This is a genomic window from Bradyrhizobium sp. DOA9, assembly GCF_000617845.2.
Taxonomy (GTDB): Bacteria; Pseudomonadota; Alphaproteobacteria; order Rhizobiales; family Xanthobacteraceae; genus Bradyrhizobium.
Map to the genome: position 1 here is coordinate 15,219 of NZ_DF820426.1, position 24,821 is coordinate 40,039.

Here is a 24,821-nt window from a genome sequence, read left to right on the forward strand (position 1 = left end):
GCTACCCTCCTGCTTGGGCTGCCGAACGCTTCATGGCTTCGATCTCGGCCTGGGCTTCGCCAAGCTCGGTGAGAATCTTCAGCGTTTGCGCGGCTTCTTCCTCGTCGATACGGCTCATCGCGAAACCCACGTGCACGAGTACCCAATCGCCAATGCAAGCCGCGACAGGATGATCCTCGCTCACGATGCAGGCGATGTTGACCTGCCGTTTGACGCCGCTGATGTCGACGGTTGCAAGCTTGCGCGTCTCGTCGTCGATCCTCACGATCCGCCCGGGAATACCGAGACACATGCTGGATTTCCTTCCCTCGAGTTTTCGTTTGTTTTCATCAGATGCGCCGCTCCAATGACCGCCTGGCCGAGAGCAAGGCCACCATCATTGGAGGGGACGCGCGCATGCGAGAGCACGGCGAACTGCTCTCGCTCCAGCCGGCGCGCGACCTCCTCGAACAGAATGCGGTTCTGGAAGCAGCCGCCCGTTAGCGCGATCGTGGAGAAACGTCGTTTGCCCTCCTCGGAAGGCGCCGCAAGCTTGCGTGCCATCGCAACAACGGCTTTGGCCAGTCCCTTATGGAACCGTGTGGCCATCACCGGAGCTGGCGTCTTCAGGATCAGGTCGCCGAGCACCGCATGCCACATCGCAAGCGGCTCGATATAGGGCAGTCCTGTCCCGGCGAGGTTTGGCACCGTGAGCGGATAGGCCAGCGCCTCGTCTTCGTCGACAAGGAGATTCTCATCGACCATGGCTTCCAGCCGCGCCGCCGCCTCTCCCTCATAAGTTTGCATATCCCGGCAGATACCGAGGGCCGCGGCCATTGCGTCGAACAATCGCCCGCAGGACGTTGCCGGCGGAGCGTTGATGCGGTTGCGCGCCATCGCGTCCAGCATCGCGCGAGGTTTTGCCTCCAGATACGAATAGAGCTCAAGCTCCCTGAAATTCATCGTCAGCTCGGGCCAGCTCATCTCCGCCATGAGATGCGCATAGAGATTGCGCCAGGGCTCGCGCACGGCCTGCGCGCCACCCAGCATCGGAATCGGCTTGAGGGTGCCCCCTCGCTGGTAGCCGGCGTAGTCGGCGAGCAGGAACTCGCTGCCCCAGAACGTCCCATCTGCGCCCCACCCCAAGCCATCAAAAACGATCCCGAGGACCGGGGGGGCATGAAGCGGATATCCGTTCTCAGCAAGACAGGCCGCCACATGGGCGTGATGGTGCTGTACCTCGATCAGAGGCAGCCTGGTACCTGACATGCGCCCGCGGGCAAGCTTCGAGGACAGATATTCTGGATGCATGTCGGCAATCAGCGCCGCAGGCTTGTGTTCGAAGAGCGAGGCGTAGAGCGCAAGGTTCTTCTGGTAATCGTCGAATGTTGCGACATCCTCCAAGTCGCCCTGGTGCTGTGACAGGATCGCAGCTCCATCCTTGAGCAAACAAAACGTTGCCTTCAGTTCTCCGCCCATTGCGAGCAGATCGGGCGCGGCCCCGAAACCCTTGGGTAAGGCCAGCGGCGCCGGCGCATATCCTCTGGCGCGCCGCAGCGACCGCGGCCGGCCGGCCACGACTCGAACCACGGAATCGTCGACCCGATTGGCGATGCGCCGATCGTGAGTGAGCGCGAAGGTCGCAATTCCGGCGAGGCGCTCCTTCATCTCTGCGTCCCGGATCACCTGCGGCTCGCTGGATAGATTGCCGCTGGTCATCACGACCGGCCGATCCATCCGCCGTAGCAGCAGCACGTGCAGTGGCGTCGCTGGCAGCATGAACCCAAGCGTTCCCAGTCCTGGCGCGATGTCGTCCGGAAGGCGCTCCGACCCATTCGCGCGCAAGAGAAGAATCGGCGCTGCCGGGCTGGTCAATTCGGCGGTCTCGCGTTCGTCGAGAGTGCAAAACCGGCGGATCATCTCGATGTCCCTGGCCATCAGGGCAAACGGCTTGCCGTCTCGCTGCTTCAGCTTACGTAGCAGCCTGACCGTGTCCGCTCGTGTGGCGTCGCACGCGATCTGGTATCCGCCGAGCCCCTTGATGGCGACAATTTCGCCCTTCTGGATCAGGCTGCACGCTGCATCCACATCGTCGAGCATGGAGAATTGCTCGAACGTGAAAGATCGCCCATCCAGCCGAACCAGCTTCGCCCTTGGCCCGCAGGCATGACAGGCAACCGGCTCGGCGTGAAACCGCCGGTCAGAGGGGTCGCGATACTCACGGGTACAATCGGCGCACATGGCAAACGCTGCCATCGCCGTCTTCACGCGGTCATAGGGGATGCCCTCAACGATACTCAGGCGCGGCCCGCAATTGGTGCAATTGGTGAAGGGATAACGGAACCTGCGCGCGAAGGGATCTGTCGTTTCGCGCGCGCAATCGGCGCAGAGTGCTGCGTCCGGGGCGATCTCGGTATGCGCGCCGCCGTGCAGGCTGTCGACGATCGCAAAGTCGTCACGCGACACGCCCGCGCATAATTGTATTTCGATTCCATCGATCCTGCTCAGGGGGGGCGGGTTCCCGACGATACGGTCGACGAGCATGTTAATGATGGTCCGTTCCCCGCGCGCACGAACCAGCACACCCTCACCGTCATTGAGCACCTCGCCGCCCAGACCCAGCTCGCGGGCATGGCGCCAGACCGCTGGCCGGAAACCGACGCCCTGGACGCGCCCCCGAAATCGGATTTCGAAGCTCTCGACGAATGTCTGCGCCACGACGGGGTTGAGCCTGCTCATGGCGCTTTCTCCCAGAGCAAGATTCGATTGTTGCCGGTGTCGGCGATCGCAAGCGTTTTGCCGCAAGCCGAGGCAGCATACGGCCAGCAAAGGCTGTCGCGGCAGGCTGCCCGCCAGCGATTGTCACCCTTGTCGGCAAAGCTATGCTGAGCTGCCAGCCCGGTGGCCGGAGCATCCATCGCCAGTTCCTGAAGATCAAAACCAAGCAGCCGGGAATTGGCGGTATCGCAGACCACAAGTTGGTCGTCCCAAACGACAAGACCATACGGCATGCTCATCGCACTCGATGAGGGATCGTACATGCTCCGATTGTGGTCAGCGCGAGCGAAATCGTCTTGACCCAGCACGAAATCACATGGCGTCCCACTAAGCTCAGGGAAATTTCGCCACATCATGACGCGATTGTTGCCGGCATCCGAGATCGCGAGCATCCTATCGTGGCAGGCAATGCCGTGCGGCCATCGCATGCCGATTGCGCAAACATCACTGCCGGCATTGTCGTCACGGGTCACGAAGTCGCTCTGGCCGAGGACCAGGTCGGCCGGCGCTCCACTGGCCTTTGGAATATCGTTCCAAATCAGAACGCGGCGATTTCCGGTGTCGCAGACGATCAGCCTTCCATCGCAGATGGCGATCCCGTAACACCAGTTCAGCGTATCGCGCCCCGGCACGGCGCTTCCGCGATTGGCGAGACCGGAGGTGAAGTCGGCCTGGCCGAGAACCACGTTGGCGGGCTGGTTTGAGTGCGACGGATAGCCGTTCCAGATCAGGACGCGGTGATTCCATGCATCGGCTACAGCCAGGATACCGTCGGCTGCGGCGACGCCCGTCGGGAAATTGAGGGTGTCCGGGCCGATCTCGCGTTTCGCGTTCCGCCCTTCGCGCGAGAAGTCGGCTTGACCGATCAAAAGGTCGGCCGGCGCCTGATCGTCGGACGGACAGTGGCTCCAGATGAGGAGCCGATGATGGCCGCTGTCGCAGACGAACAGACGCCCGTTGTCGTCGAGGCACACCCCGCGCGGGCCAAACAGCGTATGCGCAGACGGAACGATCGATTGCGCAAGCCCTTCCGCCGTCGCTTCTCCACCGAGGATCACGCGAGCGCCGTTCGCCGACAGAAAATGACGTGGCACATGATTGTCGCGCATCTTCGCGCGCGGCCTATGCAAGCGGATCGTAGCGGCTGACGTGATCATGGCTATGCCGTTATCCTCACCTCGACCTTTGCTCCGACGATCCTGACCGCGTGCGGCTGCAACTGAACCTCCGGCGCCGTCAAGCACTCCCCGCTCGCAAGGTCGTATCGGAATCCGTGATGAGGACAGATGATGATCCCGCCCTCCACCTCACCGTCATGGATCGGAAATCCCAGATGCGCGCAGGCGTTTTCAAAACAGGTGATTGACGCACCGTCGCGATAGAGGATGACCTTGCGGTTTTCCAATGACATCGAACGGACGATGCGGTCCGGAAACTCCGACAACATGCCTGCCGGTATCCAGTTTCCTTCGGCGTTCAGCGCAAACGGGCTGATGAACCGGACCCCGCTCTCGGCGTCTGCACTCAACCCCTTGATCTGAACGACTTCGGTGATCTCTGGGCAGACGTCCTGGAGGGCCTTCTTCACGCCTGCATGGAACGTCAGTGTCGAGGCGGGACAGCCGTCGCATGCCCCCTTGAAGCGAACCTCTACTTTGGGCGGGCGTACGCCGACGAGCTCCACGTCACCTCCGTGCGACTTCAGCATCGGACGGACGCTGTCGAGCGCCTGTTCGACACGCTCGTGGAGGCTCGCCTTGAGCAGATTGTAGCGGCGGAGCACCGCATAGACCAACTCGTCTGACGCAGCGCTCTTCATGGCCGCAAGTGCGGCAGGATCGGCCTTCAGGGCCCGTATCAGACGCCGGAACGCTTCCGAGTTGAGCGCCTCAATTGCCAGCTTGTGGGCGGCAACCACGGACCGCGGCTCCTCCTCCCAGGTCGCAACGATTGACTCAAGCCGTTCGATATCGCCGATGAAGCCGGCGAGATCGTCCCTCAGCGTTGGTGTCAATTCATGCGCGTTCATGGAATCTCGCGAGCGAGCGCCTCGTTAGCGGTAGCGAAGGTTTCGGAACAGATAGGGCTGCAAGCCTCCGCCGACTGCAGCAGCCAGGGCCGCGGCAGCCCACACCGGTGCACCGGCGACGGCAAGAAGGACGAGCAGCACCGCCGTCACCACCACCCCGATCGCGATTTGCCCATAGGCCTTGCCCGGTTCAGCAAACAGCTTTCCCCGAAAGAACAGGGAAATGGAGTTCTGTGTCATTGCCCACATGGTTCGCTTCCTCAGCCGATCATGGAAAGAACAAGGAGCCCGGCGAATACGCCGGCGACTCCGGCCAGCGGGCCGTAGAAGCCGCCGAGCAGCGCTGCCAGCTCTTTGCCAAGCACTTTGCCACCGACGATCACGCCACCGACCATTCCTCCGGCGACGGAGGCGATTACGCCGAGGCAGAGACTTAAGGCGAAGATCGCCGGAGAAAGAGACACGCTCATTTGCAAAGGATCCTTCGGTTGAATGGTTACGAAAGCAGGGTGGAAGGGCGATCGAGGACAGCTGACAGCTCCATCAGCTCGCGCTCGACTTGCATCAACGCCTCGCCGACGATCTGGGCTCGTCCCAGGTCTCCATGGACAGCAAATATCTCGCGCGCTTCCCGGTAATACATCAGCGCCATCGAGAGGTTCATGCCATTGCCGACTTGCGAGTCCTCCGCATCACCAGGCAGATTCCAAAGGCAGTTCGCCTTGTTGGAGATCGTGTTCGCGTATTCGATCGGCATGGTCTCGCGCGTACGGACCTTGAGTGCTTCGTCATAAGCCTCGATCGCCCGAAGATTGTTCTCGATCACGTGACTGGACGAGACGTATTGCAACGCGTTGCCGAGGTTGTTCTGCAGCATGGCGTACTCGACGGGATCGTCGACCAGCGTGACCACTTTGAGCGCTTCTTCGAACGCCTGCACGGCCAGCGCCTCCCGCATCTTCCCGCGCTCGTCCGTCATCGGCATCGAGAGAAAGGCGGTCGCCAGATTATTCTGAAGGATCGCGTACTCCTTCGGGTGAGTGCCGCGCGCGAAAGTGCGAAGCGCACGCTGATAGGCGGCGATCGCATCCGTGATCTTCGCCCGGCCGGCGCCTGCGAGGCTCTGCAGGCAAAGGCCGAGATTCATCTCGGCTTCCGCGACCTCCTCGGGCATGCCTATTTCGCCGAGTAAGGGAATGACCTCCTCGAAAATGAAGCGCGCGCTCTCGAGTGATTTCGTTCCCTGCTCCGGGATTGCCTGCAACGCAGTCGCCTTGCGGGCGAGAATGCGGCCGCGCAGCAGGCGTGCCTCCTGCGGCGGACAGATCGTCAAGGCTTTGTCGTAGAGCTCGATGGCCGAATTGATTTCATCCGCAGACTGGGGGCGCGCCTGCAGCCCCATTGCGATCTCCATGAGCATCTCGGCCCGCTCGATTGGCGTAGCCGATTCAGCTTCAGCCGCCTGCAAGGCTGCACGGAATTGATCGCTTGCGAGAGCTGCCCCCACCGTCTTCTCCCGGGTCCAGCGCGCTGGTTGAAGTCACGCGCGTCATTGATCCGGGTCAATCATGCGACCAAATTTGCAATCTGTCTACTCAATAAGCGAATTGTAAACTTAGTTTGCAGACCGAAGCGCGCCAGCGACGATCAGCGCTCCCTCCGCGCTCGACCATGCTGCAGAGAATTCGCTCTCGCGCGCACGACAGCTGTTGTCTCGAAAGAAGTCCGGCGCGTGCACGACACGGTCCCCCGCGATGTTGCGAACCTTGAGCATGTATCCACCGGCGGCCGCGTGGCGGACCGGAAGGATGCAGAGATCCTCATCGCGCCGCAGCAGAACGACGGCATGAAGACCGTCGAAAAAACGGTCGCAGACGTCGCTGGAAAGATAGAGCGAGCCATCCTTGATAAGAATCGTGCAGTCAGACATCAGCCCCTCGACATGCACGACAGGCGGATCTGAACGATGCCTTCAATCCGGTCAGTAGCCTTCGATACTGCCCCGGATACGGCGTCAGAGAGCGAGAGACCAAGATCGAACTGCTTTGCTTCAATCAGGAAAACAACGATGTCGTCGGGAAATGCTTCACGGAAGATCGACTTGCCGGCGAACAGCGCATGATCCCAGCGGAAGTCGTGAAGGTTGAGCCCAGGCTCATACCTTTGAGTCAATTCACTTCCGGGCACCTCGAAGATCGCACCTGGCGCCGATCCGGACCGGCACGCATCGATGATGATCAGCGTTCGACAGCCGCGCGCGGCAAACATCGCCGCCATTCCATCCGTCCCCGCATCCAGCAGGCGAACGTCAGGGTCCTGCCCCAGACGTCGCGTCTTGAGCAATTGGAGAACGGCAAGTCCCGCTCCATCGTCCGAGCGATTGGGATTTCCACACGCGACGACCGCAATCATGATACGGCCTTACAAAGCGATGCTAGCCCTGCTCCGCCAAAGGACGATCCTCGGCGCATTCGATAGAGCATGACAGCTTTTCCGGGCGGGCGCGATACTGTTGGTCCTCAAATCCGCCAAAGGCTGCAGGACCAGTCCGGCTCGACCGGCACGTTCAGTTCTGGCAATTCGCAGAACCGCCGATGCACCTTGTAATACATGCAAGTCTCGCAAAGTTGGCTGATGCCTCCATGCTCGACCGGGTGGAGCGTAAATCCCGAGATCCTGAGCTTTGACTTCAGATCGTTTCCGGCCTCCCGCAGGTCCGACACAAGTTGCTGGACCTGTTCATGGCTATCCGCCCGGGGAAAGACGTTCGTCGCAAACCCGGAAGCCAGCACGCCGGCGATTTCGCTGCGCAGCCCTTCGTCGTTGTCGGCGGTTGTCATCACGCGCGCCTCGCGTTCGCTCAAATGCGCCACAATCGGCACCACCAGTCCGGGTCGACCGGCACCGAGAGTTCGGGCAAGTCGCACCATTTCCGATGGACGAGATAATACATGCACTCCAGGCAACGTTGCCTGTCCGGCCCGTAGGGGTGATCGAGGAAGCCGGAGATCACCAGTTTGGCCTCGAGATCCTTCGGGTCGAGCTGACGCAGTTGCAGCAAAATTGCCGCAAACTCCTTATCCGTCTCAGGGAACGGCTCGACTTGAGTCTCGAGCCCACCTGCGAGCATATCCGCGATCGTTTTCAGGATAGCCCCGTTTTCGGACGCCATTGCGTGCCCCGTCATTCGACGTAGTGATTCAACCTGCTTCGTTCGGTCCATGATAGTGACCGAACGAAGTCCATTGATGCAATCCGGTGACTTACGCGATTGGGATCAAGCCGTTCTGAAGCGCGCGAGCTCCTCTCCGGTTTTTGCATCGTGGGCGTGAACGGTGCAGACGAGGCAAGAATCATAGGAGCGGCAAACATGGCCTACCTCGACAGGATCGGTCGGATCCTTGATGGGAGATCCGATCAGGGCCTGCTCCATCGGTCCTCGCGTGCCATCAGCTGCCCGTGGCCCAACGTTCCAGGTCGTCGGAGCAATGATCTGGTAGTTCTTGATCTTGCCGTCCTTGACCTCGATCCAGTGGCAGAGAGCCCCGCGGATCGCCTCAGTCGCGCCCCAGCCGCGTCCATCCCGCTCGCTCGGCTTGATGTACCAGGGATCGTTCAGGCGGAATTCACGAAGCGCATGTTCAGCCTGCCGATAGAGCTTCACACCTTCATGCATGCGGGCAAAATGCCTTAACATCACGCTGGCGCCGCCGAGCTTCTTGTACATATCGAGCACCAGCGGATCGTAATGCTGCCAGGACTCGCCATGCTTGCCCCCGGCGATCAGCTGCCGCGATAGCGGTCCTGCCTCAAGGCGTCCGTTTTCGTCATGCCGGACCGCGGTTGACCAGGAATATTTGCCACCCATATCAACGGCGTTCTTCTGGGTCGGCACGGTCTTGCGGTCGAACGGATGCAGGCCGCCGGGCTCGTCGTACCACGCGTGCGCGGTGTCTTCCCGCGTGAACTTCTGGTCCATCAGCTTGAAGGCATCGGTATGACCGTCATAGACGCCGCTCTTCATAATCAGGGCGGCATTGCGGCCGTCGATCGTCGGCTTCTGGTACTTGTCTTCGTGCGGCAGATATCCCCATGACACGAAGCGCCCGTGACCATGGCCATATTTGTCCATGCCGCAGTCGAGACTCATCCGCCAGAACATGCCAAGGTCTGAGTTGGCATGTTGCGGCTTCTCATCGAGCCAGGCCATGAAGTCGTCGTAGCTCTTGATCTCCTCGTAACGCTCGAGCGAGCAGCCGAGCCAGACCTTCTCCATCCATTCGCGACGGAAGTACTCGAGGATCGACCAGGCTCGCGTCACGTCGGTGAGCGTCGGCGCACACATCACGCCGCCCGGGACCATGTAGCTCGAGTGCGGCCACTGGCCGCCCAGCAGCGCATAGATCTCGACCGGCTTGCCAGAGATGGTCACTCCAATTTCGTAATTCGTCCCGGTGAACGGCGCGTAGCGCTTGACCGCCTCCTCGTAGTATTTCGAGCCCGAGTAGTTCTTGTGGGTGTAGTCGATCATGAAGAGCCCATAATGATGGCGCGGGAGGCTCTGCAGGCTTTCCACCAGCTGGCCGAGATTTCGTGCCAGGATCGCGTTGCGCGGCACTTCAGTCTGCCACGCCGTGTCGAGCGCCCAGGCGGCACAGGTCAGGTGCGAGGCGCCGCAGATGCCGCAAGCTCGTGGCGTTACCACCAGACCAGCTTGAGGATCCTTGTCCCGCAGGATGATTTCGAACCCGCGGAACAATTCGGCTTGTGTCCAGGCATCGACCACGACGCCGTCCTGGATATTGACTCGGACGTCAAGGTCGCCTTCGACCCGGCCGACCGGCGAGATGTCGAGTGTTTGTACTGCTGATGGCATGAGGTTAAGTCCCTAATCACTAATAGCGAGAGCAATGGGTGCGCGAGCAAGCTGGAGGCATCCTCGTTAGACGACGAAGATGTCCTCTTCAGCCCACGCTGGAGAGGCCGCCTTCGCGGCGGCGGTCAGCTTGATGTAGCCGGACTTGTCGACGCCCGATGGCAGGTCCTTCGGCACGCCCATCAGGGTTTGGGTCTTGAACACCGTTCCCGGCGCCAGCTCAAAGAAGGGAAACTCCGGCTCGGTGCAGCCCATGCAGGGCATGCCGGCTCGGGTCTTTGACGACTGACGATTCCACAGGATGCGGTTACAGGGCGAATGAGTCATCGGCCCGCGGCAACCGAGATCGTAGAACAGGCACCCCTTGCGTTGCCCGTATTCCGTGGCCGACACCTTGTAGGCAAAGTGCATGTTACGGGTACAGCCGGTCTGGGTGAAGCTCGTGAAGAATGTCTTCGGGCGCTGAAACTCATCGAGCGAGAGGTCCGCGCCGCGGCCAGTTGCCACCGCAACGACAATTTGCGTGATCCAGTCCGGATGCGCCGGGCATCCCGGCACGTTGATCACGGGCAGCCCCGCCTTCGATTTGTAGTTTGCGCCAAGAAATCCGCCGTGCTGGCGCTTGAGGAATTGCAATCCCTGGCTCTCGGACGGATTTGGCACAGTCGCGGGAATGCCGCCCCACGTCGCGCAATCGCCGATCGCGACCGTATAGCCGGCGACTTTCGCAAGATCGCTCACCCAGTCCTTCATGGGCCGGCCTGCGAAACGATTCCACTCGCCCGTGCCATTCGGTGCGTTGACCACCGTGCCCTCAAAGACAAAAATGTCGAGCGGCATTTGCCCTGACGTCAGGGCCTTCAGGAGCCTCTGCAGATTTTCGCCAAGCTCAAGGCCCAGCGAAGGATGCCATAAGACGTTAATGCCAAAATCGGTTACGAGATCACAGGCGCTTGGCTCCTCGGCGTTGAGAAACGACATCGTGTTGCCGGAGCATGCTCCCCCCTGGAGCCAAAGAAGATTAGCCATCATTTCCTCCACCAAAAAAGACGCACTAGCGCGGCATCTTGGTGAAGGAGGAGCAATTCCCGTGCCGAAGGACTGATGGGCTGAAATACGCTGGGATTCCGCGATTCTTGGATAAGACCTCTTGCAGCGAGCAGTTTTCAGGTCGGCCGGCCGTGCATACTAGCTTTGCTATGCATAGATGCTTTTCAAATCTAACATCGACGGGGAGACGTCGGCGCCTCGATCAAGTCACGCCGATACTGGGGCACGACAAATGCCACCGGCAGACTCTCGCATCGCAACATGCGTGAGAAATCAGCCGTGGCGATTTCCGCAGACAGGACAGCCGACCTCCAAGAGATAGCCGTACCAGATGCCCTCGCAACGGCTGCACCAATGTCCGGTCATCTGGCGCTCCGGCAAGCCCAGACTGGTCGATAACTGACTCACTCCGAGATCCCTAAAGGGCGTTCTGCTGCCAGGCGGTGAAACCCGTGATTGGGGGAATCGCACGAGGTTCATCGAAGAGCCCAAATCTGTCGAATCCCGGCTATCGGCCATCATCGCCTCTCAATCCGCCTCATCGAGACTGTATCTCTTGATCTTGTTCGCAAGTCCAACGCGCGAGAGGCCCAACTCGTTCGCAGCCTTACTTTGATTCCAGCGATGTCGCGAAAGAACCTCACCAACGACCTGCTTTTCCAAGCATTCGACCTTGTCCTTCAGGGTGCTTCCCTGCAAGACGTAACCACCCGCAGAATTGAAGCGAACGCGTGGCGAGGCAGCCAGGATCGCAGGCGACATGTGCTTGGTCGTAAGGTACTCGCCCTCATCCGTGAGCGAGACCATGCGGCGGATCTCGTTCTCTAGCTCCCGCACATTCCCTGGAAACTCGTAGGCGACCAGCTTCTCCAGCACGGCAGCGGAAATGCCGAGGATCTTTCGTCCCATCGCGTCGCTGTGTTTGGCGGCGAAGAACTCGGCGAGCACTGGAATATCGTCAGGCCGATCGCAGAGGGACGGTACCTCCAGTTCAAATCCGCGCAGGCGGAAATAGAGATCTTGCCGAAACTCGCCAGAGGCGACGAGTGCCCGGAGCGGGCGGTTGGAGGCGGCGATGACGCGAACGTTGCTGGTCACGACCTTGTCCGAACCAAGCGGCTTCACTTCTCCTTCCTGCAGGAAGCGAAGCAGACTCACCTGGAAGGACGGCGAGACTTCGGATATTTCGTCAAGAAAGACGGTCCCTCTGTCGGCGGCGCGGAACAGGCCGAGCCGATCAGAGACCGCTCCTGTAAAGGCGCCGCGCTTGTGGCCAAACAGTTCGGACTGCAAGAGCTCATCGGACATGCCGCCGCAGTTTTGAACCAACAAGGGACTGTCGCGGCGCATCGAGTTGTAATGAATGGCGCGTGCGAGCAGTTCCTTGCCTGTGCCCGTCGTCCCCTGGATCAGGATCGGCAGCTCCGTCTTTGCCGCTTTTCGCGCGACCTCGCATAGATCGTGCAGCTTCTCGCTGACATAAACCAGCTTCTCGAACCGACGGCTCTCAGGATGCAGTGGCAAGGTCTGGCGCGGTTGGACACCGGCAGCGTCGGCTGGAAACTTGAACTCGCGCGTCAACAGGCGGTGTCGCCGAGCGAGTTCGCGCGCTTCCAGACCGCGCTCGACCATGAGACCGATCTGCTTGGCATCGAGCGGCTTTCGGATGAGCTGGTAGATGCCGGCTGGCGCCATCTCGCGGTGACCGACATCCGTTCTCGCCTCAAGCGCGAGAATCCGAATGACGTCGGGATGCGAAATCCGTAGATCTACGAGGAACTTGAGGCCCTTCCCCTCGGCACCATACTCGACGAGAGCAATATCCACGTGGGCGTCGGCAAGAGCGGCCGAGGCGCTCTCGACTGAGTCGGCTGTCAGGACCCGGTAGTCGTATTCGTCAGACAACGTCTCTGCGATGGCGGCCCACTCGGAGCCGCTTCGCACGACGATCAATACGGTTCCCAGTTCGCCCATGCAACATACTTTTCAAATTGAAAAGTAGGTTAGCTATGACTGCAAAATAAATCAACGCGGTTTCCTGCTCCGCATCCGATGCAATCCGGCGGGTCAACCGCCGATTAACCTCGGCAACAATTCGGGCTGGACCCGCAACCTGTTTAAAGGTTTGCGACCTTAGCCTTGCATCCTCACTGTTGGGGCAGTGCATATGGGTTCTCGGCTCAATCTCATCGCAACGGCCATCACCCGGCGCTTGGACAACGCGCAGACATGGTGGACCGGCACTCGGGATGGTCTCGGCTCGGGTGTTTCTCCGAGTGATCCGAGCCGTCAGGAACGACTCCAACATGATAACGATCGGTTGCGGCGCGAACTCAAGCGCTTAAGTGATTTTCTCGACACCTCTTCGGAAATCGTCTGGGAAACGGACGAGCAACTGATGATCACGAGCGGCAAGTCCGAGCTCGCCCTGCCGGCTGACCATATCGGGATCAAGCTCGCTGAAGCGCTGCGGGTTAATCCACTCGCGAGCGAATCCTGGCTGGCGTATCTGCAGACTCTTGCAAATCGACGTCCGTTCCGAGGTTTCGAGATTTGTGTACGAAAACCCGATGAAGGCGAGGTTTGGCTCGAAATCAACGGCAATCCGACATTTGCGAGAGGACGATTTACGGGCTATCGCGGGACGTGCCGTAACGTCACCCAGCGCAAACGTCATGAGGCCCAAATCGCTTTTCTGGCCAACCATGATCCGCTGACGAAACTTGCCAATCGGCGCCGCTTTCACGAACTGACCGAGCGCGCTATCGCTACGCTTGGCCGCCACGGTCGTATCGCCGTCCTGTGCCTCGACCTCGACGGCTTCAAGAACGTCAACGATACTCTCGGTCACGGCGTCGGAGACGTGCTGCTGCTCGCGGTCGCCGATCGGTTGAGAGCCTGTGCGAACGAAACAGATATCGTTGCTCGCCTTGGTGGTGATGAGTTCGCAGTGTTGCGCGTCGACCCGGCAGATCCTGACGACGCGCGCCGATTGGCCCAAAGCATCCTCGCCTCGATCGGCGAGCCCTACCTTTTAGACGACCACCGCGTGATCATCGGCACCAGCATAGGCATCACCATCGCATCCCCTTCGGACGCAAAAACGCACGAGGTGATCAAGAATGCCGACGTCGCCCTCTACCAGTCAAAAGCTGATGGACGCGGCACCTATCGTGTCTTCCACAGCCAGATGAACACGCGCCTGCAGGAGCGCCGGGCCCTCGAAGGGGACCTGCGATCGGCCCTGGAACTCGGCCAGTTCGAACTCTACTACCAGCCCATCATGAATATCGCGTCGAAGCGTGTCGTAGCCTTTGAGGCTCTGCTCCGTTGGCATCATCCCCTGAAGGGCATGATATCGCCTGCGACATTCATTCCGCTCGCCGAAGAGACCGGGCTCATCGTGCCCATTGGCGACTGGGTCTTGCGGCAAGCCTGCTCCGATGCATCGTCCTGGTCGAACGATGTGCGGGTCGGGGTAAACCTGTCGCCGGTCCAGTTCAGGCATGGTTCCTTGGAATTGTCGGTCACGCGCGCTCTCGCTGCGGCCAGCCTGCACGGATCCCGACTGGAGCTTGAAATTACCGAGAGCATCCTGTTGCACGACGAGGAGATGACGCGCGATATCCTCAACAGATTGCGTGTATTGGGAGTTCAGATTGCCATCGACGACTTCGGAACCGGCTTTTCCGCGCTGAACTATTTGCGGACATTCCCGCTGGACAAGATCAAGATCGATCAATCATTCGTTCGCGACCTTAGCGACAAGAAAAATGCCGCTGCCATCGTCAGGGCGATCTCGGAACTCGGTCACGCGTTGGACATGACGGTGGTCGCGGAAGGGGTCGAAACGTCCGAGCAGCTTAGGATACTGGGCGACCAGCAGTGCACCGAGGCGCAAGGCTATTTCATTGCCCGGCCTCAGCCGGCAGCAGGGCTGACGCGCCTGCTCGAGGCAACCACCGTGGCCGCGTGACCGACGCCTCCCATCCTGCTAATCAGAACTGGCCCGCAATCGTCACCCGGAAGGCCAGCGGTTCGACCGGATGCAGTACGTAATCCGTCACGCCGTTCCGGCAGACAGCGCTTGGAGCGACCTGCACGGGATAGCAGAGATTGTAGAGCGTGTCGGTCTTTAGCATGGAGCCATAAGCGTACGTGATCTGGTTCGCCCTGGCATTTAAGAGATTGAGCACGTCGAGCTGGATGCGCCAGCCATTGTCCGCGCGGTAGCCGAGGCGGCCATTGAAGATGCTGGTCGCCGACGAGCGGAATGCGTAGTCTTCGGTGAGCGGGCTCGACGCCAGATAGCGCCAGCGTAACCCGCCGAACCAGCCAGTCTTCTCGCCGAGCGTGATGCCGGCGGAGGCCACCATCGGCGGCGCATTGGGAATGTAATTTCCGGGCGCGTTGCCGATCTGCGCCTGGGGGTATCCGGCCAACGAGGCATAGACGTCCGCCTGGTCGAAATCATAGCCGCGGAAGCGCGCGTAAGTCATTGCAAGATCGGCATCGATGTCGATCCAGGAACGCGGGCGGTAGTGGTTGGTCCATTCGAAACCGTAGCGTCGGCTGGCGCGCGTCGCTTCGGTATCGCCGGCGTCACCCGAGAACAGGATCTCGGAATCCTGATCGAGGATGAAGAGGCTAAATGAGCTATCAAGGCCGGGAATGATTCGGCTGCGGACCCCAACCTCCGCGCCGCGCGTGCGCACCAGCAGCGGCGATGGCAAGAGTTTTGTCGTGGGATCGCTCGGATCTTCCGTCGTGGTCGCCCCGCGCGCATCGTTCGAATGCATGCCGTAGCCGGCGCCGAGAAAGAATTCGGTCTGGTTGAACGGGCCCAGCACCATCCTGAACTTCGGACTGCCGAGCGACGCATCAACATAACCTGAATTGTTGGAATTGAACAGCGAGGTGACGTCGGCGTTGTAGTAATCGCCGCGCCAGCCGACCGTGGTCCGCAGCCAGTCGGTCCAGCGGACGGTGTTCTCGGCATAGATGCCGACGCTGCCCTCGCCGACCTTGTCGCTGCGGATATTGGACAGGAAGCTGCGCTGGAACGTGTTGCTCAGCGCCAGATCGATCGCGTCATAGCGCGATTGCAGGCCGAAGGTCGTCTGCATCGGCAGGCCTGCGAACGAGCTATCCAGCGTGCGCGAGAAGTTGGCGCCGGCCATCAGGCGATCGTCGTGCTGGTGAAACTGGTCGCCGAGCACCGGATCGCTGAGGAAGTAGGTGAAGTTGTTGAAGAGGTCGAGCTGGCTCTTCACGACATAGGCGTTGGCCTTCCACGAGCCCGCGTCGTCGCTCTGCGCGACACGGCCCGAGAGCGCGAAACGGTTGGTGTTGCCGCCGTCGCTGGGATCCTCCGCGCCGAAGCGATTGAGGAAGCCCGACGTGATCGCGCGCTGCGGCACCTGGTCGGTGGAATTCCATCTGTTCGCATAGGCCATGCCGGTGACGGAGACACCATCGGTCGCGGTGCCCTGGCTGTAGCGGACGAGGCCATTGAGCTTCTTCACGTCGTCCGGATTGACCCAAGGGCCGTTATAGGTGCCGAGTTCGCCGGCGACGAGCAGCGAGCCGTCACCGACTTTCGCGGAATCCATGCCGAGCAGGCGGCGATAGCCGAAGCTGCCGACGGTGACTTGCGCCAACCGCTTGGCGGTGCTGTCGATCAGGCCGATATGGATGCTGCCGACGGAGGCGAAATCGCCCTCGTCGGCGAAATACGGCCCCTTGCGCACATCCATCGCGCCGATGGTCTCGGGGATCAGCCAATTCAGGTCGGCATAGCCCTGGCCGTGCGCGTGGGTCCGCATGTTGACGGGGACATCGTCGACGTAAATGGCGAGATCGGTGCCGTGATCGAGATTATAGCCGCGCAGGAAATACTGGTTGGCTTTGCCCTCACCGGAATGCTGGGTGACGATCAGCCCTGGCACGGCCTCGAGCGCCTCTCCCGGCCGCGTGAAGGTGCGCGCGTTGAGCGCCTCGCCCGAGAAGGTCATCTCGCTCGCCATGCTCGGTGGCGCTGCAGGTCCGGAGGCAGCTCCATGGGCAGCCGGCTCGGAAGCAGGCGCAGGATGCGCGGCTACGCGGGTGTTGCCAATAGGTCGCTTCCTTGCGCGATGAGACAACGAATACTTCCGCTGCCGAACCGCCTCGTCGCGCGTCACCTCGACGGGTGGCAGTTCGTGGACAGCCTGATCCCGCTCGGCGACCGCTCTATCCACATTTGCCAGCGTGATGAACGTACCCAATAACATCGGAGTACAGCACCCGCATGCACAGACGATCCGACGGAATCGAAAGCGCGGCTGCACCACACGCCGCGTCATCTCTCGATGAGCGAAATCTGGACTCTGATACATGAATTTACTCAACACACTTGAATAGAGAAGTCGGGCCGATAAGCAGCGCTACATGGCGTGCAGAAGCTACTCGCCCGCCCAAGCCCACACACATATCTCGCAGGCTGAACGAAGCGATAAGAGGATGTCAATGATTTCTCATACTCCGTGTGCTCGTCTAGCAAAGATGCAAACTCAGTTTGCAATCTCAGGCTTGCCGTCCGTGCAAACTTACTTTGCGGAGCTCGGGACCGAAGTCACTGATCACTTTTGATTAATGAGCATCGAGCACCTGCATCGGAGAAGAGCTTGCAGTGCGTTGTGGCTCACCAAACGGTAACGCCTGTTTTCACACAGGCCCACCATTGATCGAAAGCCTGCACCACGCTCCTCGTGGATGGTGATGCCCGCTCTGACCAACCGGGCGGGACATTATAGGCGTGTCAGTCGCTGCGCCGATCGTCGGGGCGAGGCCAAATGAAGCTGTGGCCATCGCCTTACTCCTCGTCGAAGAGGTTGGCGAGGATTGGAGCGCTGACCTACATCAATGCTATTACTGCGTAACATCCTCTCGACTCACAATTCCGGCGATCAAGCCGACAAGCTACAGTTCGTGCTCGACAGCTTCGATACGACCCCTTCCAGGGCGCGTATATGGGCGCTCTCCATGTTGATGGCGCCGACGCCGGCCACAAGGACCTGTTTGTGGAGTCGAATCAGACGCCCGAAGGCGCTGAGGACGGACTGTTCGCGAAGGGAACCAGCTCCTTCACCAATGCAGCGCGGCAGCCGTGGCACAAGGTCGCCTCTTGCCGAGCGGCTCTTCTTTGATCTTCTTTCATCCCTATCGATGACTTCCTCAAGCTGCGCAACGAGCTTCGCCCTATGCTCGGCAGGGAACTTGTCCAGATTGATCTACTTCCAGCTCACCGCCGGCAGGTCCGCCGCGCCAGGGACGCCCAAAAGGCTCCAATCCGGCTCGCCGCGCTTGAACCCCATGAGGAAATCCTTGTGAGCTTGCGGCATTTTTCCCGCGAGTTCGGCGATCAGCGTTTCCCGGGCTTCGAGCAACTCGTCCAGGGTTACTTCATCGACGGTCATGCCCTCGAAGCCGTGCGTGAATTCGTGCTGGATGTCCTTGCGACGAGGAACCACGACCTCGGAAATCGGCCTGTCATGGCTGATAAGGTAGACGATGAACGCCTTGCGGAGATCATCCGTGATGCCTTCGTTGGCGAGCAGATCGCGGACATCGAAGAGGTCGCGCGGATGCTGCCGGTCGAGCGCCGCGACGATCTTGCCGGCGTATAGATCGGCGAACGAAATGACTTTCATCTGTGCGAAGCCGAACGTTTCTTCGACGCTCGCCGACACGTCGCGCAACTCCGGCTCGAAGACGCAGCCCCTGATCACCGGCGTCACCTCGATCTTGATTTGCGCGTCGCCTTTCTGGATGGTCAACTTGGTGGCGATCTTTTCACGGGCGTTGACGATTTCCGTCACCCGCGCGCCCGGCAATCCTTTCCCAATGGCCGCCGCCATGCGCTTCATTGCCGCATCGATTGCGCCGAGAGATTGGGGGCGCGGAGCCACCGGCAGATATGTCAGATCGATATCGACCGACAGGCGCGGCATGTCGCGGTGGAAGAGATTGATGGCGGTGCCACCCTTGAGCGCGAAATCAGGCTCCGCGGCGACGAACGGGATCGTCTCGATCAACAAGGCCACTTGATGCCGATATTTTTCAGACAGGGGCATTGAGGTCGTCTGGGATGGTTATGAGGTATTTGGTGTCGAGTTTGCCGCCCTTGACGAGCATGCGCTTTCCCGTGCCGAGATTGACTTTCGACTTGTCGATCTGTTTGAGCCAGGCGTGCTGATGCCGCTCCGCGAACCAGAAGAATAGTCGTTTGACCTTGACGCTTTTGCAATCGTCCAGAAGGGTTTGCAGCCGCCGGGGACTCAGGCTCCTCAAGCCTTCCGCCAATGCATCGACCTGATGGAAGCTTTCGTGGCGGGGCAATTCGTCGAGCAGTTCGAGGAACGCACGCTCGGGCGTCGATACGATGAGAGGCCAGTCGAACGGACCCGGTATTTCCCGCGTCGTTTCCGATTTTGATCCGGGCAGGCTTCCGTGCGTTTTGAATAGACTTTGCGCGCGGTGAACGCGGAATTTCTGTTTGAGCGGGAGTTTACCGAGCCAGCCGGGAGCAGGCCTCGTTCCGTACAGATGTACGGTCGAAGGACCCGTCTGGCTCAAGTAGTGACCGAAGCCTTGCGCTTCGATGGCGGTACGTCCGCCGACGACAAGATCGGAGCCGAGCAGTCGCTGGAGTGAAACGACGACGCCCTGCCAGGAGAGTTCGCCGAGCGGGCGCTTGAAGGTTCCCCGCGCCGGCTGGACCAGCCAACCGGCCGATACGTATTGGCTGCGCAGGCTGGTGGAATATCCGTGCCGTTCCATCCAGACAGCATCGACCAGAAGTCCCTGCGGGAGGGTTCTTTCGAGCTTGTTTAGCTTTCGGTCGTTTTGCTCAGCCATACTAAGTAAATTAGCATTTTTTCGAACCAACCTCAAGGTTTCAAATCTGACCATTTTACGTAGTTCCACTAAGCAAAATTACTTAAGCATAAACCGCCCGGAAACCTTCGTTCCGAGGCCTCGGGACCCCTTTCCGAAAGCCGAGACTCGCTGGTTAGCTGTCAATCGGCTTGCAAATTTGACCCCTCGTATTGCCGCATCTACGAATGTTACCCTGATGGCGCCATTGCCGATGACGATCCGATGTCGATTGATCGGCCGCGCCAGATGGCTTTCCCGGCTTGCTCGACGAGAGGGGCTGTGGGCGGGTCGGGCCCTACATAGCCCGAGCCGTCCACAACCCCGGGCAATGGGGCAGCGGTCGTGGCGTCGCCGAGCGGGCCTTGGGCGGCCAACCGTTCGGCAGCCCTCCGTCTGAGCGCCCTCAGCAGACGTTGCACAATCGAATGCTGTCTCTTCCCGAACTCCTCGGGGTATTTCTCGCTCAGCCGACCGACAATTGCGAGCGCCGTCAGCTGCGGCTGCTCTGCGAGCCAGGCTTCGATCGCAGCAAGATGCGGGTCGAGCTTGGACGGCATGCGAACTCTGGTCTTATAGGGCCGACGGGTTCGCCGGTGCGTGGCACGTGGCTCGCCGACCGTCACCGTCTTGCCGAGCGTCTTCGCGAACGTCGCCGCGCTCGCTGTCGGGGCGCGAGTGTGAGCGGGTTGCAGGCCGAGCGCCTTTCCGGCACGACGATCGACGCGATTGCCTAGTTCCTCTTGGGTTGCGCGAATCTCCGCCAACAGCGCGACCGGATCGAGCGAGCGATACTGATCGCGGAGCCGTTTCTTCACGGCCGCGGTCACCTTGGGATGCGCCAATGCACGCTCATAGGGCGTCGATGGGAGATAATAGCGCTTGATCACTTTAGCCCCTTCGCGCCGCTTCTCCTTCAGCTTGAACGACGGTTGGAAGAAGTTGACGTAGAGCCGTGCCGCCGCATAGAGGCGGCCCATCATAAGCGCCGTCTCGACGCCATCGAAGCGGCCATAGCCCATGAGGCGGCGGACGACGGCACCATTCTTCTGCTCGACAAACGCCTGGTCGTTCTTCTTATAGGCGCGCGAGCGTGTAACTTCGAGCTTCTGTTCGCGACACCATGGCACGACGACATCGTTCATGAAGGCGCTGTCGTTGTCGAAGTCCACGCCGCGCAACAGCCACGGGAACAGGCTCTGTGCGCGGTTGATCGCCTCGACGACCAGCGAACCTTCCCGCGTCAGCAGCGGCAGACACTCCGTCCAACCGGTGGCGACATCGACCATCGTTAGGGTTTGGATGAACGAGCCAGCCACCGACGTGCCGCCGTGGGCGACCATATCGACCTCGCAGAAGCCGGGCACCGGGCTGTTCCAGTCATTGAACGTGCGGATCGGGACCTCGCGCCGGATTGCCGAATAGAATCCGGCACGGCGCCGCCTGCCGCCGCTCGCTGCGATCTTCACATCGACGAGCAGGCGATCGATGGTGGCGGCGCTGATGGCCAGAACACGATCACGGTCCGACTGGCCAAGCTGCAATCGGCCATGTTGCTCAAGGGCAGGCAGCAAGGTCGGGATCATCACCTTGAGCCGCTTGCCGCATACCCGATCCGAAGCCTCCCACAGCGCCGTCAGCGCGTCCTTGATCGTCGCGCCATATCTACGTCTTCGCTTGCTTGTTGCCTCGACCTCGCCCGGTCCAACCGTCTCGCGTCGCCGGAGCGCGCGCACCGCATGCTTGCGATGCCAGCCCGTCGTCGCGCACAGCTCGTCGAGGATCCGTCCCTTCTCTGCTCGTTTGGCCGACCGGTAACGCTCCGTTACGGCCGACACGAGCTCCCGCCGCGCGCCCATGCTGATCTTTCTCGCCATGAAGGCCACCGAACCGATTCGGTGGCGCCGACCCAGTCATCGGCGAGAAGTTGTCCAGTAACATTCTGGGTGAGGCAATGCGGGGGTCAATTTTGGACGCCGATCCCCCGGCTTAGGGGGTCAATATTGCAGACGATGACGTAATTGCGGTCAGCGCTCGTGGCACGAAAAGCTCCATTAGAATCGAGCTCTCGCAATCAACCGATTCGGAGAACCTGTCATGAAGCAATATGTCGGACTCGATGTCTCGCAAAAAGAAACTTCGGTGTGCGTGGTCAATGAAGCGGGCGAGGTCTTGTTCGAAGGGAAGGCCAAGTCCGACCCGGGGGCGCTCGCGGCACTGCTTTGCAAGCGGGCGCCACAGGCGGAACGCATCGGCTTTGAGACCGGCGCGATGGCGAGTTGGCTGTGGCATGAACTTCGCAGGGTCGATCTTCCGGTGGTTTGCATCGACGCTCGGCATGCCCACGCGGCCTTGTCGGTACGCATGAACAAGAGCGATCAGAATGATGCTCGAGGTCTGGCCGAACTGGTGCGAGTTGGCTGGTATCGAGAAGTCAAAGTCAAGAGCCAGGAAAGTCAGAAGATTCGCGCGATACTCGTCGCGAGATCCCGGCTCGTGGCCATTCGTCGAGATATCGAAAACCAGGTCCGTAGCCTGATCAAAGAATCCGGGCTGCTGTTTCCACGCGCGATAGGCCTGCAATTCCGCAATCTGGTCCGTGACCTGTTGGCTGACGGTCATCAGCTCCTCGGTGTGATCGCGCCGCTTCTGTCGATCCACGAGCAGATCTGCAAGCAGCAAAGCAAGTTCGACGATGAAGTCCGACAGCTTGCGAGGTCGGATGAGACGACGCGTCGCTTAATGACGGTTCCTGGGGTTGGTGTGGTGACTGCCTTGACGTTCCGACATACGATCGATGACCCATCGCGATTCCGATCAGCATCGAGCGTCGGCGCCTATCTGGGTCTTACACCGCGGCGCAGTCAGTCTGGCGAAACGGATATCAATGGAAAGATATCCCGATGGGGCGACCGTCTTCTCCGAACTTACCTGTTCGAAGCGGCGACAGTTCTGCTTTATCGGACGAAGAAATGGTCTTCTCTCAAGGCTTGGGGAATTAAGCTTGCCAAGCGGATTGGCATGAGAAAGGCAAAGGTTGCTATCGCGCGGAAGATCGCCCTAGTTCTTCACTGTATCTGGGTAGACGGCACATCGTTCGACTGGGGCCAGGCGAAGGAAGCCTGATACGATTTTGTGAAGTTCCTGGTCCGGTCCGCCGGACTGGCGATGTCCCGCTGGGACGGTGTTGTGGCGACCTCGTTCATTCGGCTGGTGGCGGCTTGACCGTACTCCGCTGCAGACGTTGAGGCACCCGACCCGGACATCATCATGAGGCGCTACGCGACCTCGGAAAGGACCATGACCCCAGCGACGACGTCAACCGGTCCGAGCGATCCCATGCCTGGCCAGCAAACCATGTATCACCCGCGCCCGAGCCGTCTCCGCAACCCTGACCAGCTGCGACGGCACGAGCGCTACCACCTTGCTGTTGGAGAGTTCAAAAATGTGAGCTTGACAACAAACCGCAATTAAAGGGCCGAATGACAGGTTAGCCCCTAATCGAGCTTTGTTACGACGCACTCGCTTGTCTTCGCCGAACAACGTCGCGTTGGTGTCGCTTGCGTTCCGGCATGCGTCGAACTGGCGCTATCGGAGGCGTTGGTAACAAAGTCGTGGCTGGGGTCGGCTCCTCGACCGCGCGGACAGCAGGCGGCTCCGTTGCTTGGCCGGGTGCGGGCCGCGCCTCCATGATCTCAAGAACTGCACGTCCCTTATCGGTGACACGCCAGCCGCCGTTCATCCGCTCGATGAGACCTTGGGAAAAGATATCCAAGTCGGGCACGCGAGCTGCCAATCGCTTCGTGCGTTCGGCCCAGTCCCGTCCGCTGGTCGCCAGAATCGCCATATCGCGCTTGAGGTCCACTATAGAGGCGAACCCATCTGGATAGCTGACCAACACCTTGAGAACCGTCACCTGGAAGTTCACTGCCCCACCCGTATCCGGCCTCCGCGAACTTGCATCCTCTACATCTTACATTCGCTGGTTTTCGTTGGAAGTGCGCAGCGCAAAGCTCCTCGTTCGGCATGACAATACCTGAAGACTCGAGCCAGCCCCTCCCAAGAGTTGGAGCCTTTCGTACGAAATACCCCAGTCGCAGAAATACTTGAGATTAGCGGACGTGTGCGACGGGCCAATCGGCATAGCGAATGCGGTAAGTTAGGCACCGGGGCGAGCGACGGTAAGATAAAGAGTTCGCCCGCCTAACGCGATCGAGGAGCGCAGCCCGCATCGGGCGTTTCAGGCCGCTCCACCACAAGTCAGACATGCACGTAAACTCTATGTGCTCAAAAGCGCATTGAACGGCAAGCGACGCCATCTGCTCTCTCGGCAGGGCGGCGAAGGAGCGGGCGAACTGCTCCGCGGCTTGGTCGCGACCAAGCCAAGTGAAAGCCAAAACTGCTCCGCCGTTGAGGGCTAGCAAGTGCATCGCCACATAGCAACACAGATCGACTGGCTTTTGGACGCATCGGGCGGCGAAATCGTACATTGGCCGGAAGGCGCCAGCGGCCATCACAGCAGGTGCCGCGTCAAACCACACGACGAGGCTACGAAGATCCTCGAAGCGTCGGGCCGTGATCAATCTTTCGGTACGGACTAAGGCCTGATGCGCCTCCTCGGAAGCCCGGTCGTTACACATGGCAATCCAAGAGAATCTGAGGTTCCGCGGGTCGGTTGATTGGTGGTCCAACTCGGATTCCGCCGACTCAAGCTGGCTGTTGCGCTGATAGAACTCGGCAGCAATTGCCCGATAGTGCAGCAGCGCGAGCTGCTCGGGCGAGAAAACCAGCGGCGCATCTTCGACTGGCGCGAAGAGAAGCTTGTCATGACCCGCACAGAAACAGTTCATGGTCGAGAATTCACCGACGCCAATTTCTTTTGCCTCGAACTCCGTCCGCTGCATCTTCATTATGGCGAGCAACGAGGTGGGGACGGCGACAATGTGCCCATTCTGGGCGATCTGCTTCAGCTGGGAGCGAGGAATGATGTGAGCGCGAATGATCTGGCCTTCGCACGGCGACTGATCGCTCGCAGCGAGGCACTCTTTGAAATTGAAGAAGCGCTGGTGTTTTTCTGTGAAGGACCAGAGCTGAGGCGGAATCGACATGGTTTGTAGAAGAACAGTTTCTGCGTGGTCGGCCCAGCCTCTGGCTCCGCAACTGTTCCGACCACATGTGTAGTGACGCAAAATG

The 24,821-nt window shown here is 60.2% G+C and carries 22 protein-coding genes; 2 read left to right on the top strand and 20 right to left on the bottom strand.

Going from position 1 to position 24,821, the window contains the following annotated elements; all coding sequences use genetic code 11:
• Position 1: 1 nt before the first annotated feature.
• From BDOA9_RS33430 to BDOA9_RS33495, 14 genes are all read right to left on the bottom strand, one after another.
• Positions 2 to 292 carry a HypC/HybG/HupF family hydrogenase formation chaperone gene (locus BDOA9_RS33430; protein WP_025038306.1) on the bottom strand — a complete coding sequence of 97 codons (291 nt, stop codon included), beginning with the start codon at positions 290 to 292 and terminating at the stop codon, positions 2 to 4.
• A complete protein-coding gene (hypF, locus tag BDOA9_RS33435; RefSeq protein WP_025038307.1) occupies positions 262 to 2,718 on the bottom strand; it encodes a carbamoyltransferase HypF in 2,457 nt (818 codons plus the stop codon). The genes BDOA9_RS33430 and hypF overlap by 31 nt, the downstream gene beginning before the upstream one ends.
• The gene (locus tag BDOA9_RS33440; protein ID WP_025038308.1) at positions 2,715 to 3,914 is read right to left on the bottom strand and encodes an NHL repeat-containing protein; all 1,200 of its coding nucleotides are present in this window, start codon (positions 3,912 to 3,914) and stop codon (positions 2,715 to 2,717) included. Before BDOA9_RS33440 ends, hypF begins: the two co-directional genes overlap by 4 nt.
• Positions 3,915 to 3,916: 2 nt before the next feature.
• Positions 3,917 to 4,786 (bottom strand): Fe-S cluster biogenesis protein NfuA, encoded by an 870-nt coding sequence (locus tag BDOA9_RS33445; protein WP_025038309.1) that lies wholly within the window; start codon positions 4,784 to 4,786, stop codon positions 3,917 to 3,919.
• A gap of 24 nt (positions 4,787 to 4,810) precedes the next feature.
• The gene (locus tag BDOA9_RS33450) at positions 4,811 to 5,035 is read right to left on the bottom strand and encodes a hypothetical protein (RefSeq protein ID WP_025038310.1); all 225 of its coding nucleotides are present in this window, start codon (positions 5,033 to 5,035) and stop codon (positions 4,811 to 4,813) included.
• 11 nt (positions 5,036 to 5,046) lie between these two features.
• On the bottom strand, positions 5,047 to 5,256 hold the full coding sequence (locus BDOA9_RS33455; protein ID WP_025038311.1) for a hypothetical protein: 210 nt from the start codon (positions 5,254 to 5,256) through the stop codon (positions 5,047 to 5,049).
• A 26-nt stretch (positions 5,257 to 5,282) separates the two neighbouring features.
• A complete protein-coding gene (locus tag BDOA9_RS33460; RefSeq protein ID WP_025038312.1) occupies positions 5,283 to 6,293 on the bottom strand; it encodes a hypothetical protein in 1,011 nt (336 codons plus the stop codon).
• Between the two features lie 108 nt (positions 6,294 to 6,401).
• Entirely contained in the window at positions 6,402 to 6,716 is a 315-nt protein-coding gene (locus tag BDOA9_RS33465; protein ID WP_025038313.1) for a hypothetical protein, read from the bottom strand.
• A complete protein-coding gene (locus tag BDOA9_RS33470; RefSeq protein WP_025038314.1) occupies positions 6,716 to 7,198 on the bottom strand; it encodes a hydrogenase maturation protease in 483 nt (160 codons plus the stop codon). The genes BDOA9_RS33465 and BDOA9_RS33470 overlap by 1 nt, the downstream gene beginning before the upstream one ends.
• Positions 7,199 to 7,305: 107 nt before the next feature.
• A complete protein-coding gene (locus BDOA9_RS33475) occupies positions 7,306 to 7,626 on the bottom strand; it encodes a hypothetical protein (RefSeq protein WP_025038315.1) in 321 nt (106 codons plus the stop codon).
• Positions 7,627 to 7,646: 20 nt separating this feature from the next.
• Positions 7,647 to 7,958 (bottom strand): hypothetical protein, encoded by a 312-nt coding sequence (locus BDOA9_RS33480; protein ID WP_025038316.1) that lies wholly within the window; start codon positions 7,956 to 7,958, stop codon positions 7,647 to 7,649.
• A gap of 105 nt (positions 7,959 to 8,063) precedes the next feature.
• A complete protein-coding gene (locus tag BDOA9_RS33485; protein ID WP_244521607.1) occupies positions 8,064 to 9,572 on the bottom strand; it encodes a nickel-dependent hydrogenase large subunit in 1,509 nt (502 codons plus the stop codon).
• A 156-nt stretch (positions 9,573 to 9,728) separates the two neighbouring features.
• A complete protein-coding gene (locus tag BDOA9_RS33490; protein ID WP_340162407.1) occupies positions 9,729 to 10,694 on the bottom strand; it encodes a hydrogenase in 966 nt (321 codons plus the stop codon).
• A gap of 546 nt (positions 10,695 to 11,240) precedes the next feature.
• Positions 11,241 to 12,686, bottom strand: coding sequence for a sigma-54 dependent transcriptional regulator (locus tag BDOA9_RS33495; RefSeq protein ID WP_025038319.1), 1,446 nt, complete (start codon positions 12,684 to 12,686; stop codon positions 11,241 to 11,243).
• A gap of 193 nt (positions 12,687 to 12,879) precedes the next feature.
• Between BDOA9_RS33495 and BDOA9_RS37050 the strand changes: the two genes are divergently transcribed.
• Positions 12,880 to 14,688: a putative bifunctional diguanylate cyclase/phosphodiesterase gene (locus BDOA9_RS37050; protein WP_025038320.1), complete on the top strand. Its 1,809-nt coding sequence runs from the start codon at positions 12,880 to 12,882 to the stop codon at positions 14,686 to 14,688.
• A gap of 22 nt (positions 14,689 to 14,710) precedes the next feature.
• Here BDOA9_RS37050 and BDOA9_RS33510 read toward each other — a convergent pair whose 3' ends face one another.
• From BDOA9_RS33510 to BDOA9_RS33525, 4 genes are all read right to left on the bottom strand, one after another.
• Complete coding sequence (locus tag BDOA9_RS33510; protein ID WP_025038321.1) at positions 14,711 to 16,738, bottom strand: TonB-dependent receptor; 2,028 nt, start codon at positions 16,736 to 16,738, stop codon at positions 14,711 to 14,713.
• 1,245 nt (positions 16,739 to 17,983) lie between these two features.
• Positions 17,984 to 18,787, bottom strand: a complete 804-nt coding sequence (locus BDOA9_RS33515) for a nucleotidyl transferase AbiEii/AbiGii toxin family protein (protein ID WP_445291830.1) — start codon at positions 18,785 to 18,787, stop codon at positions 17,984 to 17,986.
• Positions 18,788 to 18,812: 25 nt separating this feature from the next.
• Positions 18,813 to 19,610, bottom strand: coding sequence for a type IV toxin-antitoxin system AbiEi family antitoxin (locus tag BDOA9_RS33520; RefSeq protein ID WP_025038322.1), 798 nt, complete (start codon positions 19,608 to 19,610; stop codon positions 18,813 to 18,815).
• Positions 19,611 to 19,819: 209 nt separating this feature from the next.
• Positions 19,820 to 21,505, bottom strand: coding sequence for an integrase catalytic domain-containing protein (locus BDOA9_RS33525; RefSeq protein ID WP_025038323.1), 1,686 nt, complete (start codon positions 21,503 to 21,505; stop codon positions 19,820 to 19,822).
• A 220-nt stretch (positions 21,506 to 21,725) separates the two neighbouring features.
• On the opposite strand from BDOA9_RS33525, the gene BDOA9_RS33530 reads away from it, so the two are divergent.
• Positions 21,726 to 22,754, top strand: coding sequence for an IS110 family transposase (locus BDOA9_RS33530; protein WP_025038324.1), 1,029 nt, complete (start codon positions 21,726 to 21,728; stop codon positions 22,752 to 22,754).
• A gap of 385 nt (positions 22,755 to 23,139) precedes the next feature.
• Here BDOA9_RS33530 and BDOA9_RS33535 read toward each other — a convergent pair whose 3' ends face one another.
• Both BDOA9_RS33535 and BDOA9_RS33540 read right to left on the bottom strand, forming a co-directional pair.
• Complete coding sequence (locus BDOA9_RS33535) at positions 23,140 to 23,556, bottom strand: hypothetical protein (protein ID WP_025038325.1); 417 nt, start codon at positions 23,554 to 23,556, stop codon at positions 23,140 to 23,142.
• Positions 23,557 to 23,740: 184 nt separating this feature from the next.
• Positions 23,741 to 24,736 (bottom strand): hypothetical protein, encoded by a 996-nt coding sequence (locus BDOA9_RS33540; protein ID WP_025038326.1) that lies wholly within the window; start codon positions 24,734 to 24,736, stop codon positions 23,741 to 23,743.
• Positions 24,737 to 24,821 lie beyond the last annotated feature (85 nt).

Bases quoted from the DNA above. Each gene is read 5' to 3' on its own strand.
- BDOA9_RS33465 (WP_025038313.1), bottom strand. From the start codon at position 6,716: ATGTCTGACTGCACGATTCTTATCAAGGATGGCTCGCTCTATCTTTCC.
- hypF (WP_025038307.1), bottom strand. From the start codon at position 2,718: ATGAGCAGGCTCAACCCCGTCGTGGCGCAGACATTCGTCGAGAGCTTC.
- BDOA9_RS33480 (WP_025038316.1), bottom strand. From the start codon at position 7,958: ATGGCGTCCGAAAACGGGGCTATCCTGAAAACGATCGCGGATATGCTC.
- BDOA9_RS33445 (WP_025038309.1), bottom strand. From the start codon at position 4,786: ATGAACGCGCATGAATTGACACCAACGCTGAGGGACGATCTCGCCGGC.
- BDOA9_RS33525 (WP_025038323.1), bottom strand. From the start codon at position 21,505: ATGGCGAGAAAGATCAGCATGGGCGCGCGGCGGGAGCTCGTGTCGGCC.
- BDOA9_RS37050 (WP_025038320.1), top strand. From the start codon at position 12,880: ATGGGTTCTCGGCTCAATCTCATCGCAACGGCCATCACCCGGCGCTTG.
- BDOA9_RS33540 (WP_025038326.1), bottom strand. From the start codon at position 24,736: ATGTCGATTCCGCCTCAGCTCTGGTCCTTCACAGAAAAACACCAGCGC.
- BDOA9_RS33470 (WP_025038314.1), bottom strand. From the start codon at position 7,198: ATGATTGCGGTCGTCGCGTGTGGAAATCCCAATCGCTCGGACGATGGA.
- BDOA9_RS33530 (WP_025038324.1), top strand. From the start codon at position 21,726: ATGAAGCAATATGTCGGACTCGATGTCTCGCAAAAAGAAACTTCGGTG.
- BDOA9_RS33450 (WP_025038310.1), bottom strand. From the start codon at position 5,035: ATGTGGGCAATGACACAGAACTCCATTTCCCTGTTCTTTCGGGGAAAG.
- BDOA9_RS33455 (WP_025038311.1), bottom strand. From the start codon at position 5,256: ATGAGCGTGTCTCTTTCTCCGGCGATCTTCGCCTTAAGTCTCTGCCTC.
- BDOA9_RS33430 (WP_025038306.1), bottom strand. From the start codon at position 292: ATGTGTCTCGGTATTCCCGGGCGGATCGTGAGGATCGACGACGAGACG.
- BDOA9_RS33440 (WP_025038308.1), bottom strand. From the start codon at position 3,914: ATGATCACGTCAGCCGCTACGATCCGCTTGCATAGGCCGCGCGCGAAG.
- BDOA9_RS33510 (WP_025038321.1), bottom strand. From the start codon at position 16,738: ATGGCGAGCGAGATGACCTTCTCGGGCGAGGCGCTCAACGCGCGCACC.
- BDOA9_RS33475 (WP_025038315.1), bottom strand. From the start codon at position 7,626: ATGACAACCGCCGACAACGACGAAGGGCTGCGCAGCGAAATCGCCGGC.
- BDOA9_RS33495 (WP_025038319.1), bottom strand. From the start codon at position 12,686: ATGGGCGAACTGGGAACCGTATTGATCGTCGTGCGAAGCGGCTCCGAG.
- BDOA9_RS33520 (WP_025038322.1), bottom strand. From the start codon at position 19,610: ATGGCTGAGCAAAACGACCGAAAGCTAAACAAGCTCGAAAGAACCCTC.
- BDOA9_RS33490 (WP_340162407.1), bottom strand. From the start codon at position 10,694: ATGATGGCTAATCTTCTTTGGCTCCAGGGGGGAGCATGCTCCGGCAAC.